Genomic DNA, 15,224 nt, shown 5'->3' on the forward strand with positions numbered 1-15,224 from the left:
ATCTCGTCTGCGTAAACCTCTATCCTTTCGCAGCCACCGTAGCCAAACCGGACTGCACCCTAGAAACCGCAATCGAAAACATCGACATCGGCGGCCCTACCATGGTAAGAAGCGCCGCCAAGAACTTCAAGGATGTAGCCATTGTGGTAAACGCCTCCGATTACAGCCGCGTTATCAGCGAAATGGATGCCAATGAAGGCTCCCTCACCTGGGAAACCCGTTTTGACCTTTCCATCGCCGCCTTCGAGCATACTGCCGCCTATGACGGGATGATCGCCAATTACTTCGGCACCAAGGTACCCCAGTACGGCATTAAGAATGAAAGCTCCGAGGCTCCTAAGTTCCCCCGCACCTTCAATGCCCAGTTTATCAAGAAGCAGGAGCTCCGCTATGGCGAAAACGGCCATCAGGCTGCTGCCTTCTACGTAGAGAAGGATTATAAGAACGCCAGCATTTCCACCGCCGTGCAGCTTAACGGCAAGGAGCTCTCCTTCAACAACATTTCCGACACCGATGCCGCGCTGGAATGCTGCAAGGAATTTGCCGAACCGGCCTGCGTGATTGTGAAGCATGCCAATCCCTGCGGCGTGGCTCTCGGGAAGGACATTCTGGAAGCCTACGAGAAGGCCTTTAAGACCGATCCTACCTCCGCTTTCGGGGGCATTATCGCCTTCAACAGAGAGCTTGATGAAAATACCGCCGCTAAAATTCTGGCCAATCAGTTCTGCGAGGTAATCATCGCTCCCAAGGTTTCCGATGCCGCGAGACAGGTGGTATCCGCCAAGAAGGGCATCAGACTTCTGGAATGCGGCTTCTGGGAAAAGAGAATTCCGGCTCTGGAATACAAGCGGGTTACCGGCGGTCTTCTGGTGCAGGACACTGATATCGCCACCTATGACAAGGACAAGCTCAGGGTGGTTACCAAGAGAGCTCCGACCCAGGATGAAATGGATGAACTCCTGTTTGCCTGGAACGTGGTTAAGTACACCAAGTCCAATGCCATCGTCTACACCAGAGACAGAATGACCATCGGCGTAGGCTGCGGTCAGATGAGCCGGGTATTTTCCGCTGAAATCGCCGTAACCAAGGCAGAACGCGAAGGACTCTCAGTTGCCGGTTCCGTGCTGGCCTCCGATGCTTTCTTCCCGTTCCGCGACAGCGTTGACGCCGCCCACAAGGCCGGCATTACCTGCATCATTCAGCCGGGGGGATCCATTCGCGATCAGGAAAGCATTGATGCCTGCGATGAATACGGCATGGCCATGGTATTTACCGACATCCGTCATTTCAGACACTAATCTTTAACAACGGAGGGAGAGACCAGATCTCTCCCTTTTTATTTCAGCACAGGATACTAATATGAAAGTTTTAATTATCGGAAGCGGCGGCAGGGAGCATGCCCTGGCCTGGAAGACAGCCGCATCCCCGCTGGTCAGCAAAGTGTTTGTCGCTCCGGGCAACCCCGGCACCGCGAGAGAAGACAAGATTGAAAATGTCGCCATCGGAGCCGAGGACATCACTGCCCTCCGGGACTTTGCCGTTAAGAACGCCATTGATCTCACCATTGTGGGACCGGAAGCCCCGCTGGTTATGGGTGTCACCGATGTCTTCACGGAAGCCGGCCTCAAAATCTTCGGGCCATCCAAGGCCGCAGCCCAGCTGGAAGGCTCCAAGTCCTTCACCAAGGATTTTCTGGAAAGACATCATATCCCCACTGCTAAGTTTAAGACCTTCACAGAAACTGAGCCGGCTCTGGAATATCTCAGAAGCCACGGGGCTCCCGTGGTGGTAAAGGCTGACGGCCTCGCCGCCGGCAAGGGCGTTATCGTGGCCATGGATCTGGAAACTGCGGAAAACGCCGTCCGGGACATGCTGTCCGGGAATGCCTTCGGAGCTGCCGGATCCCGGGTGGTTATTGAAGATTTCCTGGAAGGCGAGGAAGCCTCCTTTATCGTCATGACCGATGGCGAACACGTAGTTCCCATGGCGACTAGCCAGGATCACAAGAGAGTGGGCGACGGTGACACCGGCCTTAACACCGGCGGCATGGGGGCCTATTCTCCCGCCCCTGTGGTAACCCGCGAGGTTTATCAGAGAGTCATGGACGAGATTATTTTCCCCACCATTAACGGCATGAAGGAAGAAGGCAGCAAATATGTGGGCTTTCTCTACGCCGGTCTTATGATCGACAGTTCCGGCGCTCCCAAGGTAATTGAGTTTAACTGCCGCTTCGGGGATCCTGAGACCCAGCCCATTATGATGAGAATGAAGAGCGATCTTGCTGAGCTCTGTCTCAAGGCAGTAAACGGAGAACTCGAGAACGGCGATGCCGCCTATGATCCCCGTCCTGCTGTGGGGGTGGTGCTGGCCGCTCAGGGCTATCCCGTAAAACCGAAGAAGGGAGATGTTATCACCGGGCTTGATGCCGCTCTTCCTCAGGATACCAAGATCTTCCATGCCGGCACCCGCATGGAGAACGGCAAGGTGGTAACCAGCGGCGGCCGGGTACTTTGCGCCACCGCTCTCGGCAATACCGTATCCGAGGCTCAGGAAAAGGCCTACGCTTTAGCAAAAACCATCTCCTGGGACGGGATGTTCTATCGTCATGATATCGCCTACCGGGCCATAAACCGCGAGAAGAAGTAAGCCCGCGCGCCAAAAAAGAAAAAACGCGTTAAGAAAGACAGCCTCGCGCTGTCTTTTATTTTTGAGGCGCTATGCGGCAATAAACAGCAGTAATAAATGGCAGCAATGCCCCGCCGGGAGACAAAACCCGCGGCGGAAGATAGCAGGAACCATATGCTCCAGACAGTCATTGAACAGATAACCCTTTTTCTTACCGGATTTATCGCCAATATCCTGGCCTCCCTCTCCGGGGGCGGCGCCGGCTTCGTGCAGCTTCCCGTGCTGATCTTCCTGGGACTTGGCTTTACCGAGGCTCTGGGCACGCATAAGGTAGCCGTGGTGGCGCTGGGACTGGGATCCTATGCCCGAAACCACGAACTTAAAAGCATCAACAGAACCATTGCCGCGGAAATGATTTTCATCGGCTGTCCCGCGGTGGCTCTGGGATCCTGCCTGGTCACCTTAGTGGCCGACTGGATCGCCGAGCTTATTCTGGGCATTATCACCATAGCTTCGGTGATCTACTCCATAAGAAGAAAGAATTTCGGTCTGGAAAACCATGAAGCCGAGCTTACCAGACGGGATTATGCCCTGGGAGGTATTTTGGTAGCCCTGACCGGCATGCTTTCAGGATCCTTTTCCTCCGGAGCCGGGCTTATCGGCATCATGGTACTGGTCATGTGGTTTAAGCAGGATATCAAAAAGGCGATTCATCATTCCATGATCTTTATCGCCCTCTTATGGAATTTTATCGGAGCCTTTACTCTGGGAACCGTGGCCGTGATCCACTGGGTCTGGGTGCCCATGCTGACTCTGGGCGCTTTTCTGGGAGGATTTGCCGGCACTATGATCATCAAGAAGGTGAATGCGGCGCTTATTAAGAAGCTGTTCCAGAGCATTATGATTCTGAGCGGCGTGCTCCTCCTCTGGAAAAGCTGGGAGCACTTCTAAGGAGGAATGGGAAGGAAAAAGAAAAGATAAAGGCAGACGAAACTTTGGGGAGAGCAGCGGACTCCGCTATTCTCGGATCTCGGACTCCCCTGCTCTCATTCTCAGTTTGCCTCATTTGTCAGACGTTTTTTCTGCAACGCCCTTTCTCAGCCGTCTCTTTTGCTCTCATAAGCTCTTTCTCTGCTCTTTCTCTCTCCTTCTCTATTCAGCATCCAGACTGATGCCGATATTGGAACAGGGAACACTGCGGAACTCTTCATAAAGCTCATGAATCCAGCCGGGCTCTCTTTTGCGGCGGAGCCGGGACAGAAGCTCTACCTGAAAATTCATCTCCTCCTCCATAAGAGGCTTCTCCCGGAGCTCATCATCGGAAAAAACCTCATCCTCCTGCACCTCCAGGAACTTCGCCACGGTGCAGACAGAGATATTGCTGGCATTCAGGGCTTCATCGCCGTTTTTAACGGTAATGGCCTCCAGAGCCAGAATAAGAGCCTGACAGGCATCAAAGGCCGGATAAGCGCCGTAGGAACCGTCCGGATCCGGCACCGGCATTACCTTTTCCAGATCCTCCTGAACCAGTTCCAGATCAATGTGATTGTTTTTGTCCGTGTGATAGACCCACAGGGCATCAAAGGCCGCCCGGAAGGCATCCCGAAGAGCGTCATGATGCTCCAGACTGCAAAAAAGATACAGGTTGGGACTCATCCTTGCGGCCAGTGTCAAGGCAAACAGAGATTGCTGCCAGATGCTCATTTCATCAAGAAGACGGTAAAACTTTTCCCCGAAAATCATGCTAAAACAATTCCCTTCACAACTATTCCTTTCACTACAAATCCTTTCAAATCACCCGAAATCATCTTCCGGCAAAACAGGGTTCCCCGATGCTTCTGAGAAAGCCGGCGGGATCCCGCCATCCCCCGACTCCGCCATCCCCCGATTCCCCCGCCGTTTCCCAAAGGAAACCTCAGGATAGATCCCCCGGACAAAAATGCCGCTTTATAAGGCCGGAGACAGGATAAAACACATTAAAAGCTGGTTTTGCGGCAAAATTCGCACCGTGAAAGCCTCCCGGCCGTAAACTATTTTGAATAACGGCGAATTAAAGTTATCATATACGAAATCTCCTTTGTTTGCATGGGAGTTTTTTGTCCCTCCTGGCACTTCAAAAGCAGTTTTTTTCATAATTTTGTTTTCCGTGTGTCAAAAAAAGCGTTTTCAGGGAACTTTTACTTAATATCAAAGTCAGATATTTGTGTGACGCATGCAGAGGTGACACGAATGCCGCATGCATGTGACACAGGAATTTATGATCGCAAGATCGCTGGTTTTGAACTTGTCAGCCGTTTATTAACAGTGAGTTGGAGTCTGTTTTGTGATGCGAGATGTCTCAGAAAATCGTTCCGGCTCAGATGAACTAAGATTCCCCATCCCCAAAAACCACGTTTATGCCATCTGCGCCATTCTGACCATTTCTCTGGTTACGGCGATTTTTCTGCCGGCGCCCCAGATGTCTTCCGAAAACAGTCTGCAATGGGCCTCCACCGGCCGCGTTCCCGACATTCATCAGGATTATCAGGGCATCACCTATTCAGACGATGTCAACGCCACCGAAAGCATTGACGAGGATCCGATTTCCGATGCGGAGCTTTTTGATACCTCCGAGGACAACGACGACGCTCCCGAATGGTACCTCCAGGTAGCAGTCCGGGGAGACAACATCAATAATATCTTCAACACCCTGAACCAGCCCTATGAAATTCTCAAGGCCATTGAGAACGCTCCCGTATACGGCAGCTCCATCAAGAAGATCATTCCGGGAGATAAAATCTACTTCCTTCTGGACAATAAGAATCAGGTGCTGCAGCTGGTTAAACCCCTGGATAAGAAATTTCAGGTACGCTATATCCGGAACCGAAATGCTGATCAGCTCCAGTTTATTGCCGTGAAGGAGCCGGTGGATACTCATATTAATCTTAACAATGAAGAAATCGAGGCTCTCAGCGCCAAGGAACTGGCCCGGCAGCTGGCTAATGCCGGAAAGACCGAAGAAGAAATAGCCAAGGAAGAAAAGAAGAAGGCAGAGCAGGCCAAGAAGGAAGAACTGGCCCGGCAGAAGGAGCTCGCCCGCAAGAAGGAAGAGCAGGCTAAAAAGGAACAGGCCCGCAAAGAGGAAGCCAGCCGGAGAATGCAGGCTCAGGCTGCTGAAAAGAAAAAGGCCAAGGAAGAAAAGGAACGCCAGCGGCTTCAGGCGGAAAGAAAGGCCGAAGAAGAACGGAAGCGCCGGGAGCAGGCTGCTTTGGCCAAGGCCAAGGCCGACAAGGAAGCCCGGCTCCGGGCAGAAGCCGAGCGCCTCAAGAAGGAACAGGAGCCTAAGATCGCCGTCAGAAAGAGCCTGACCATTATCACTCTTAAAAAGGGAGATACCCTGAAGGAAGCCGGTGTCAGAGCCGGACTCAGCGGGAGCGAAATCAAGTCCATTGTCTCCATGTTCAAGGGACGCTTTTCCATGAGCAATCTCCAGGCCGGGGATGAAATCCGGATCCTGTTCAGCGGCAACAGACAGGGAGATCGCATTAATGCCGTTTCCATCATGTCCCACAAGCAGGGCCGCGTCAATGCCTTCAGACTGAGCTCCAACAACAAATACTACGACGAGAAGAACTTCAGGAGCAAATCCAGCGGCAAGTTCAGCCGTTACCCCATTGCCGGACAGATCCGCGTAACCAGCCAGTTCAACCCCCACAGAAGACATCCGGTTACCGGCAAGATCCGTCCCCATAACGGCACGGACTTCGGCGTTCCCGTGGGCACTCCGGTATATGCCCCTGCCGATGGCGTAGTTGAAAGATGCACCTATCAGAGCGCTGCCGGGTACTACATTGTAATAAAGCACCAAGGAGCCTATTCCACCGTCTACATGCATCTCAGCAAGATTCTGGTAAAGCCGGGACAGTCCGTGAAGGCCAACCAGCGCATTGCCCTGTCCGGGAATACCGGAAGATCCACGGGACCGCATCTCCACTACGAGCTCAGAATCAACAACGTTCCGGTTAATGCCCTGAAGGTAACCCTGCCTTCCGGAGGCCCTGTCTCTCCTGATGTCTCCAGCAACGATGCCAAGCTTTTTGCTCAGCAGGTGAGAAGCTACAAAAAGCAGCTGGGCATTCAGTAGTTCTCACAGGAATAATCCTGTCCCGGGCAAGTTCGCATACGTTTCCCGAGATCTCAGGACAGGCAGCGGTATAAGGAATAGCGCTGTCATTTCCGCGGGTTCCTGTTATTCCGGCATTTTTCTGCTGAATCCAGAGCATAGGCTTAAGCCCTCCTGCCTGCTTCTCAGGGGGAAAGAGAGCTTTCATAAAGACTTACGGCCTCCCCGACATTGGCAGCATATTCCGGGTTTCTGAGACGGTGTTCAGACTCCGCCAGCGCAGCTTTCATGCTTATCCTGCGGTATCCGGAACACTGCATGATTACCATAAGCGCCTTCACATGAAAATAAAAGCCGATAACCGTTGCCAGTACCGCTAGGATCATTGACACCATTCTGAGCTTTCCGGGGAAATACCGGGAATAGCCCAAGAGTCCCGGAGCTTCAGGCGCCAAAAACACAAAATAGATCAGAGCCGCCAAAGCCAAGAGCCCCAGAGCAGCAATAAGACCGGAAATGACGGCCCTTCTGGTGTGGGCCTTTATGACAGTGCCAATACTGCTCTGAACAGCATCGAATTCCCGCTGCTGCCGCTCCGGGGGATAAAAGGAAAGCTCGCATAGGCTGCCGTCATAGGTAAGCTTCCGGCACTCCGGACAGACCATAAGCGGGGATCCGAAATGACGGCATAATTCCGGATCCTTCAGAAGGTATCCGCAAAACTCGCAGCTTCCGGAAAGCGCCCGGTAAATACTCTCATCATCGGGACGGCCTTCTATGATGTTTTGGTACTTTACCGGAAGAGGACGCCCGAGTCTGTTAAGAGCCCGGAGATAATCGAGGTTTTTAAGCCGCGCCCGGGAGGAGCCCAGTTCATCCCGGTTTTTATAAAGCCCGGTTTGCTTCCTGACCAGAATAAATACCACCGGAACCACTACCAGCGGAAAAAACACCAGAATGGTTCCCAAATTGAAGAAATCCTGAAAGCTGTCAATCCTGCGGTAGTTTCCGGTAATAGCCGCATAGACTGGAATGATAGCCACGATAAGGGAAAGAGTGATGAATACCGCCAGAGCATCATGGTTTTTGGGCTTCCGGTACCCTCCGATGGCGGCCTCTCTGAAACGGGGATCCAGAAAAACGCCCCCGCACCTTAAGCAGCATTTAAGCTCGGAGCCGGGTTTGCGTCTGTTCAGGGAGGCATAGCTTTCATCAAGCTTTCCGGGAGCGCCGGCGGCAAACTCCGGCTTATTTCCGTAATTTGAGCGCCAGGGAAGGGAATCCACCTTTACGTGGCAATGGGGACAGACAATGTAAACGTGAGATTTTATGGTTTGGGTTTCGCATATTTTGGCATTAGCCAGGTTGTCCGCAGTATAGCCATCAACCTTAAACTTCTGACGCTCTAACATTTCTGAGATCCCTGAAAAGCTCTGTCCTTCCGGTCTGACAGCATTAAATACCGTATCTCCGGCCCAAATTCCCGTGCATCGTAATCAGGTCGGCTGATATGGCCTATTGTAAGCAGGAAAGCCCTTCCCGAAAAGAAAAGACAGAAACCGGTGCTCTGGCTTCTGTCCTTGCGCTTAACACTCCCCTTCAGGGAATTTTTTGTTCTCAGCCTTTCACAGACTGTTACTTGCTCAAAATCTTATCCTTGCGGTAATACGGCGAATAGGGGCCGCTGAGAATAGGATTCGTTAAGTACGAGTTATCGGGAGTAAACAAATTATAGGAATTTGTTACGGAGAGGTAGTTACCCACAACCATAAGCTCATTAAGCCCGTATTTCACCACGGCTCCCACCGCATCTGACACGATATCGCCGGATATCATTGACTCATTGCTGTCCTCGGAGGTCTCCTTCCAGAGAGCTTTTCCGGTGGATAAATCGACTAGCTCCGCAGTCACTGTTATGCTTAAACTGAGTTAGCGATCCAGGGCCTTTGCTATTTCTGTGAAGCGCCGCAAGCAGCAGCCGAAAGAGCCGGCCGCTGAAAACAGGTTTCTGATAATCGTATCTGAAGAACTCTGGTCTCTCAGGTTCCGGAAGCAAAAAACAAGGGTAAGCGGAGAACGTCAAGCTGCCCGATGGGAACCATTAACGTCCTGACCTGATAAAGACGCGTGCTGCTTGCGATTACTGCTTTAGCGGCATTAACCGCGGCTTAGTCATAAAGGTTTGCGTAAACAAGCATCACTCCTTTTCTGCCGCTATCTCATAGACTTTGTTTTTCGAGGTATCAAGGAAACAGCATTCAATACGGTATCCGTGCTCTTTCATAATCTTGCTTATTTTTTGATCAATAATCTGTTTTGATATATTAACCAACATAATTACAACCAACATTTAAATGAAGAAACGGCATTTATTTTCAACAGTTTAGGGAATTTTGCATAAAAATATAACTAATCTCTCAGAAATACATCAAATAAATTAATGCTTTAATATTGCATATTGTCAAAGATAATAAATTATTATTTTATACTAAATTGTTAATCATTGCTTACAATTCATCTTCATATTTGAACCGATAATTACCTTTCCCATTTCCTGTTACAACAACTAGCACTCCCATTTCTTTAAGTTTGTTCACAAGATTTCGAGCAGTTCGTTCAGAACATTTTAATATTTTTACAATATAATTAGAATCAAATATTTGATTATCATCAACATGTTGATATATTAATCTTAAACTTGAATTAATCTTTTCAGAATATGACCTATCATTTAGCAATTCATCAAAAGATGTGGCAGATAATTTTATCGTTTTTGCTATGTTTATATTTGATTTCATCACACAATCGGCAGATTTTTCTTCGCCAATCGGCAATTCTGACTGCGAATCGGCAAGTTTTTCTCCACCAATCGGCAATTCCGCCTGCGAATCGGCAAGTTTTTCTTCTCCAATCGGCAATTCTGACTGCGAATCGGCAAGATTTTCTTCTCCAATCGGCAATTCTGACTTCGAATCGGCAAAAATATTCTTTACACCAGACTTTGAAGGCCATGCCGATGCGCTCATTACCGTTGTTTTGAGTATGAAGGAACTGTTGTCATACGCAGGGCAAGGAAGTCCGATGGCCTCAAGTTCGTTGCACATGCGATCAACGCCTTCACCGTACTCTTTCACATAGGCATAATCTTTCAAGAACGAAGCTATTTTGGGATTTCTGGAAAAGTGAGTGTAACGAATATTCTCTTTCTTGACCATTCCCGGAAAAACACCAGGACTATCAACTTCAAGCCTGTTATCAAACATTTTTATTTGAATATCAGTTCCTTTTATCCCGTAATCCCTATGCGCAACTGCATTTACAACAAGTTCCGTACGAACAAACTTGCTGTATTCTTCTTCTGTAATAAAAACTCCGTTATTGCCGAGATATGTTCTTTCTTTCATTTGATTTTGAATGAATGCTACAGCTTTTTCTACTTGTTCAAGAATTCGTCCTTCAAAGATTACATCTTTAACAACATTCATATCTTTTCCTACCAAAGGTTCAATCCCATCATAACGGATAAAGCGAATGAACGCCCTTGGGAAAAAGAACTGAGGCTTCTTTCCAAAAAGCAGAACAGCAGCAACTGAAACCTGTTCTTTGCCATTCTTGATTGTTACGAATTTTTTATTTTCTCGGACGTATTCTTCAGGAGTTTTTCCATAACCTATTTTCGTACAATACTGGCCGATAAAATCCATATCAAGATCTGCAATTGAAGCATCAGCAACCGGTTCATCCTCATAATAACGAACACCTTTAGCGTACATTAGCATCAAGCGATCATTAAAGTCTAATTTTTTACTTTTATCACCAACACGAATATAGGCTTCATCTGCTTGATTTGCATGAAAAAGAGGACTTGCTTCAATATGCATTAGCAGTACATGATCATTCTTTCCGTCAGAATTAATGCATTCAACAAATTCTACACTGACAGGAACTGAAGGAACGCAAAAATCAATTGGTGTTCTTAAAATTTCATTTAACTGCTCTGTATGATAATCAATACCTTCAATGCGTTTATGTTTATCTGAAATTCCTATTGCTATCGTACCTCCGTCTGCGTTGGCAAAAGCACAGATAGTTGCGGATAAATCAGAAGGCTTAATTTGAATACTTTTACGATCAAAGATCTGTTTCTCATCCATAGCTAGGATTTGTTCTATAGTCATCATAGAAATCACCATTACCTTATATCGCCAACACTAGACTGCAAGATTTGCTGCTATTCCTGATATTCGTTATGAGATGAATCTGCTGTACTCCGTTATGTCCTCAAGTTTTGGTTACTGCCACTATGAACAATGCTATGATAAATCAAACTTACTTGCCCTATGTATCTCCCGATTAAAATGTGTTTTCAGATACAGTCCCAAAACCCGTTCACTCTCATCACTTCAAAATTCTTAAACTCGTCAAAACATTGATTTACTGGGTTTAGGCATTCTAATTTCACATTGTCTAAAGCAGCAATTTAACTCCTTTGAATGCAGATACTGCCTTATTTTCAATAAAGATAAATTTTGACTGACTTCAAAATGCGATACATAGATTGACCGCAGTTTTACAGGAAAATTGTCATATATACAGGAATATATAACACTCCGTCCTCAAAAATCAAATCCTTAGTATATACGATATATCGATCATTCATTTTTATTTGGTATTTTTCTTTGAAGTAATCAAATGACTTATGGCTTTTATACCCTGAAGACTTTACTTCAATAGGTGATAGCAGTTTTCCTTTTACCATCAAAAAATCCACTTCATATTTTTTACTGCTCTTATTATCCACAGAGCTGTATTCAAACTCATGAAAATATAATTCATGTCCATTAGCGCGAAGCATTTGAGCAACCATATTCTCGAATATCATGCCCTGATTGATCCCGAGGTCATCAATAATCAGAGACCGATACATTTTATCAATGTCTCCGCCATTGTTAAGTATATGTGTTATTAGTAAACCAGTATCACCCATATACATTTTGAACTTTGTCCTGTCAGCATACATTTCAAGGGTAGCTTCAGGCTTTGTTACATTGACACAGTTATTTACAATCATAGATTCGTTCAGAAAATCAATGGCATTTCTGCAATTTCTTGTTCTGGCATTTTCATCAACAACTGATAACCTGAATACCGAGTTATGATTCATCAGCTGCTCAGGTATCGATTTAAACACTGTTTCCGCTCTGTCACTGTATTCAGTATCATGCTTTTTTAAATCATTAATATAAAGCCGGAGGATTCCTCTTTTTACTCTGTCAATCTGCATATATGACTGGCCCTCGGCATAAGCCGCTACGGCCTGCGGCATTCCTCCAACGGCCATATATACCCGAAACTCTTTTAGTATCTTCCTGTGGATAGCATCTCCTAATGGCCTTCTTTTTTCAAATGCATCTCGGATATTATCAATTATTGCATTATTTCCAATCGCCCAAAGAAACTCTTCAAAATCCATGGGATACATCCGAATGCATTCTTCTTCAGATGGTAGCAAAATATCCTTAACATTCTTCTTAATTGAAATAAGCGATCCTGTTTCAATAAAATCAAACCTGCCGTCTTTCACTAGTTGCTTTATCGATTGTCTGGCCTTAGGAAAAAACTGGACTTCATCAAAAATTATCACGCATTTTCTTTTGGTAAGAGTCTTTCCAGTCAGGATAAACAGATTCCGAAAAAACGTATCAATATTTGCTATATTATCGAAGTTGTCTTTAATTGCTTTCTCTGCTATTGAGAAATCAATGAGAATATAATCATCATACTCTGATCTGGCAAATTCCTCGGCAACAGTGCTCTTCCCCACGCGTCTGGCGCCTTCTATCATCACAGCGGAAGTTCCGGCAGATTCTACTTTCCAGGTTTTAAGATATTGATAGACTTTTCTCTTGAACATTCTTCAACCTCTCTGCCCCCGCCTCTCAGCATAGAGGCCGGCATAGGAATATACTACTCCATGACAGCTTGATGATCAAAGAACCACGATCCGAACTTGCGATTTGTATTACCAATAGTCTGCACGAAAATACGATTTGTAATCAGTCTGATACGCACGAAATTACTGATTTTGTGTGTGGATACTTGGTGATCCGCGAATACCATCTCCGCCCGTTTCAAATCCGGGATCATCATCAGGTATAGTCTTGCAGGTATAGTCTTGAACTTCATGATATATGCAAGAAGAGCAGGCCAGATTTGGGAAATAACCGGATCCACATCAAAACGTAAGACGCATCAGGTAACTCAAGGATTCATCAAGAAGTCTAAAAGCGGAATTTACAGAGTTTTGTGAATCTCTGTCAGGGTACTGGTTCCGGAAAACAGAGCACATCCCGACGGGGAACCCACCCACGGGAGTGACCATCGAGTTCAAGACCTTTGACACTGCTGATACCGATTCTCAAAACCGTTCCTTGTTCTCCGTTATTCCAACAGTCTCAGTAATCATTGCTGAACTCCATCCCTGCTGCCTTCATTTGTTCAACAAAACGGCTATTCATGTTGATGGTTCGGGCGTGATGGTTCACTGCGACAACTATCAACAATTGACATTTGGTAAAGAAAATGATATATTTTTATTTACAAATCAAGGAGATCAGACGATGAGTGAAAGACCAAAATATCAGTTGCAAATTGAAGAGCGCATCGCAGAATATCCATACGGTACAGCATTTTCAGCATCTGATTTTCTTGATATTGCTGACGCCAACTCTGTAAGCCAGGCTCTTTTCAGAATTGAGAAAAACGGCGAAATCCGGCGTGTACTAAATGGGGTCTATGATAAGCCTGTATACAGCGAGTTGATTAAGGAGTATAGCGTCCCAAGGATCGATAAAATAGCGGAGGCTCTTGCTCGCCGTTTTAACTGGAATATCGCTCCGTCAGGAAATACAGCCTTGAACATTTTGCATATATCAACACAGGTACCGGATATATGGGAATACGTTAGCAATGGCCCTTACCGTAATTATATGGTCGGAAATACCTCTCTAATGTTTAAGCATATTATGCCAAGAGAAATCAATGGCTGCTCTCCAGTTACGGTGATGTTCATCCAGGGAATTCGCGCCATTGGCAAAGGAAACCTGACAAAGGAACTCATGAATCGCTTTTCTTCTGTTATTACAGAGGAAAACAGAAATACCTTACTAAAAGAGGCAAGGACTGCTTCAGGATGGATTTACAAAGAAATCAAAAATATTTGTGAGGCAAAACCTGCATGATTACGATTGCAAAGGCAAGCGATACAGATCGAGAAGTTTTGTTTGGCAATGCCGCAGATAGAGCCGGAATCAAGAATCCGGCGATCGTGGAGAAAGATTTTTGGGTTTGCTTCATCCTCAACTATCTGTTCCATATGTCACCATGGCCAAGAGCTTTCATTTTTAAAGGGGGAACAAGCCTTAGCAAGGCATACCACGTAATTGAACGTTTCTCAGAAGATATAGACCTGATTATGGATTGGCGTCTTCTTGGCTATGGAATTCATGAACCTTGGGCAGAACGTTCTAAAAACCAGCAGGATAGGTTTAACAAAAAAGTCATTGCCGCAGCTTCAGAATTCTTAACACATGATTTTGCTCCTCAGCTGACACGTGACCTGAGTAACATAATGGGAAGAAATATAACAGTAAGCATGGATCCAGACGATAAGGAGCAATGCACAGTCAATTTCTTCTATCCCCATGTTTTCAACACAAATTATCTGAGACAGGAAATCAGGCTGGAGATAGGACCTTTGGCAGAATGGGTACCCTCACATCCCGTTTTAATCACTTCAACAGCAGCAGAACAGTTTCCTGCCGTATTTAATCAATCTGATACAACAGTGCTTACCGTGGATGCAGAAAGAACATTTTGGGAGAAGGTCACGATCCTGCACAAAACAGCGGCATCATATAAGCAGAAAGGAATTCCCGTGCGCTACTCCAGACACTACTATGATCTTTATCAAATGAGTAGACGGGATGTAAAGGCTCAAGCCTTCAGCAGAAGAGAACTTTTGGCGCGAGATGTGAAATTCAAACTCAAGTTCTATTATGTCAGGAATGCATCTTATGAAACTGCGAAAATCGGCACAATAAAATTAGTTCCCTGTGAAGCTGCCATTAAGGAATTAAATTTAGACTATGAGCACATGAAAGATATGATTTATGGAGAAAAGCCGTCATTTGATGAGCTCATGGATTCAATCGCAATATTGGAAGCAGAGATCAACAGTTTACAATGACGGTGGGGATGACGGCGACAACACAACCTATCGAATTGGAAATTCCACTCCCCCGTAATCATCTTTAGTTGCTTTTTAGTGCCCCGCTATTCATTATCCTCTCATTCATTTCTCAAATTCTTGACCCCACCCTTGTACAGGCATTTGTTGGTGGGGTTTGCCAGCCCAATCTCCAGGGCGAACGCTTCAAGTTTACCCTAGACAAGTCCCAAAGAACATGCTATGCATTCAAGGGCTGCCTTAGTGTCG

General features: G+C 46.6%; 11 protein-coding genes. 6 read left to right on the plus strand and 5 right to left on the minus strand.

Translation table 11 applies throughout. From position 1 onward, the window contains the following. The 3 genes from purH to ACJROR_RS06135 all read left to right on the plus strand — a co-directional run. Nucleotides 1–1,298 (plus strand): bifunctional phosphoribosylaminoimidazolecarboxamide formyltransferase/IMP cyclohydrolase (gene purH / locus ACJROR_RS06125; RefSeq protein WP_406546321.1); only part of this gene is annotated, 1,298 nt, incomplete at its 5' end. A 61-nt stretch (nucleotides 1,299–1,359) separates the two neighbouring features. Beyond that, on the plus strand, nucleotides 1,360–2,646 hold the full coding sequence (gene purD, locus ACJROR_RS06130; RefSeq protein ID WP_406546322.1) for a phosphoribosylamine--glycine ligase: 1,287 nt from the start codon (nucleotides 1,360–1,362) through the stop codon (nucleotides 2,644–2,646). A gap of 153 nt (nucleotides 2,647–2,799) precedes the next feature. Continuing rightward, nucleotides 2,800–3,576 carry a sulfite exporter TauE/SafE family protein gene (locus ACJROR_RS06135; protein ID WP_406043998.1) on the plus strand — a complete coding sequence of 259 codons (777 nt, stop codon included), beginning with the start codon at nucleotides 2,800–2,802 and terminating at the stop codon, nucleotides 3,574–3,576. A gap of 201 nt (nucleotides 3,577–3,777) precedes the next feature. Here ACJROR_RS06135 and ACJROR_RS06140 read toward each other — a convergent pair whose 3' ends face one another. Further along, nucleotides 3,778–4,368, minus strand: coding sequence for a DUF416 family protein (locus tag ACJROR_RS06140; protein ID WP_406546323.1), 591 nt, complete (start codon nucleotides 4,366–4,368; stop codon nucleotides 3,778–3,780). 583 nt (nucleotides 4,369–4,951) lie between these two features. On the opposite strand from ACJROR_RS06140, the gene ACJROR_RS06145 reads away from it, so the two are divergent. Beyond that, nucleotides 4,952–6,748 (plus strand): peptidoglycan DD-metalloendopeptidase family protein, encoded by a 1,797-nt coding sequence (locus tag ACJROR_RS06145; RefSeq protein ID WP_406546324.1) that lies wholly within the window; start codon nucleotides 4,952–4,954, stop codon nucleotides 6,746–6,748. Nucleotides 6,749–6,912: 164 nt separating this feature from the next. Here ACJROR_RS06145 and ACJROR_RS06150 read toward each other — a convergent pair whose 3' ends face one another. From ACJROR_RS06150 to ACJROR_RS06165, 4 genes are all read right to left on the minus strand, one after another. Next, on the minus strand, nucleotides 6,913–8,139 hold the full coding sequence (locus tag ACJROR_RS06150; protein ID WP_406546325.1) for a hypothetical protein: 1,227 nt from the start codon (nucleotides 8,137–8,139) through the stop codon (nucleotides 6,913–6,915). Nucleotides 8,140–8,362: 223 nt separating this feature from the next. After that, on the minus strand, nucleotides 8,363–8,638 hold the full coding sequence (locus ACJROR_RS06155) for a hypothetical protein (protein WP_406546327.1): 276 nt from the start codon (nucleotides 8,636–8,638) through the stop codon (nucleotides 8,363–8,365). A 596-nt stretch (nucleotides 8,639–9,234) separates the two neighbouring features. Next, a complete protein-coding gene (locus tag ACJROR_RS06160) occupies nucleotides 9,235–10,908 on the minus strand; it encodes an RNA-binding domain-containing protein (protein WP_406546328.1) in 1,674 nt (557 codons plus the stop codon). Between the two features lie 389 nt (nucleotides 10,909–11,297). After that, entirely contained in the window at nucleotides 11,298–12,641 is a 1,344-nt protein-coding gene (locus tag ACJROR_RS06165; RefSeq protein ID WP_406546330.1) for an ATP-binding protein, read from the minus strand. A gap of 460 nt (nucleotides 12,642–13,101) precedes the next feature. Between ACJROR_RS06165 and ACJROR_RS06170 the strand changes: the two genes are divergently transcribed. Together ACJROR_RS06170 and ACJROR_RS06175 are read left to right on the plus strand one after the other, a co-directional pair. Continuing rightward, the gene (locus ACJROR_RS06170) at nucleotides 13,102–13,968 is read left to right on the plus strand and encodes a DUF6088 family protein (protein WP_406546332.1); all 867 of its coding nucleotides are present in this window, start codon (nucleotides 13,102–13,104) and stop codon (nucleotides 13,966–13,968) included. Next, nucleotides 13,965–14,975 carry a nucleotidyl transferase AbiEii/AbiGii toxin family protein gene (locus tag ACJROR_RS06175; RefSeq protein WP_406546333.1) on the plus strand — a complete coding sequence of 337 codons (1,011 nt, stop codon included), beginning with the start codon at nucleotides 13,965–13,967 and terminating at the stop codon, nucleotides 14,973–14,975. The genes ACJROR_RS06170 and ACJROR_RS06175 overlap by 4 nt, the downstream gene beginning before the upstream one ends. Nucleotides 14,976–15,224 lie beyond the last annotated feature (249 nt).

The sequence above is a fragment of the Succinimonas sp. genome (genome assembly GCF_045225735.1).
Taxonomy (GTDB): domain Bacteria; phylum Pseudomonadota; class Gammaproteobacteria; order Enterobacterales; family Succinivibrionaceae; genus Succinimonas.

What these genes read in the sequence shown, in the direction of transcription:
- ACJROR_RS06140 (WP_406546323.1), bottom strand. Translation starts at nt 4,368, where the DNA reads ATGATTTTCGGGGAAAAGTTTTACCGTCTTCTTGATGAAATGAGCATC.
- ACJROR_RS06150 (WP_406546325.1), bottom strand. Translation starts at nt 8,139, where the DNA reads ATGTTAGAGCGTCAGAAGTTTAAGGTTGATGGCTATACTGCGGACAAC.
- ACJROR_RS06160 (WP_406546328.1), bottom strand. Translation starts at nt 10,908, where the DNA reads ATGATGACTATAGAACAAATCCTAGCTATGGATGAGAAACAGATCTTT.
- ACJROR_RS06165 (WP_406546330.1), bottom strand. Translation starts at nt 12,641, where the DNA reads ATGTTCAAGAGAAAAGTCTATCAATATCTTAAAACCTGGAAAGTAGAA.
- ACJROR_RS06145 (WP_406546324.1), top strand. Translation starts at nt 4,952, where the DNA reads ATGCGAGATGTCTCAGAAAATCGTTCCGGCTCAGATGAACTAAGATTC.
- purD (WP_406546322.1), top strand. Translation starts at nt 1,360, where the DNA reads ATGAAAGTTTTAATTATCGGAAGCGGCGGCAGGGAGCATGCCCTGGCC.
- ACJROR_RS06175 (WP_406546333.1), top strand. Translation starts at nt 13,965, where the DNA reads ATGATTACGATTGCAAAGGCAAGCGATACAGATCGAGAAGTTTTGTTT.
- ACJROR_RS06135 (WP_406043998.1), top strand. Translation starts at nt 2,800, where the DNA reads ATGCTCCAGACAGTCATTGAACAGATAACCCTTTTTCTTACCGGATTT.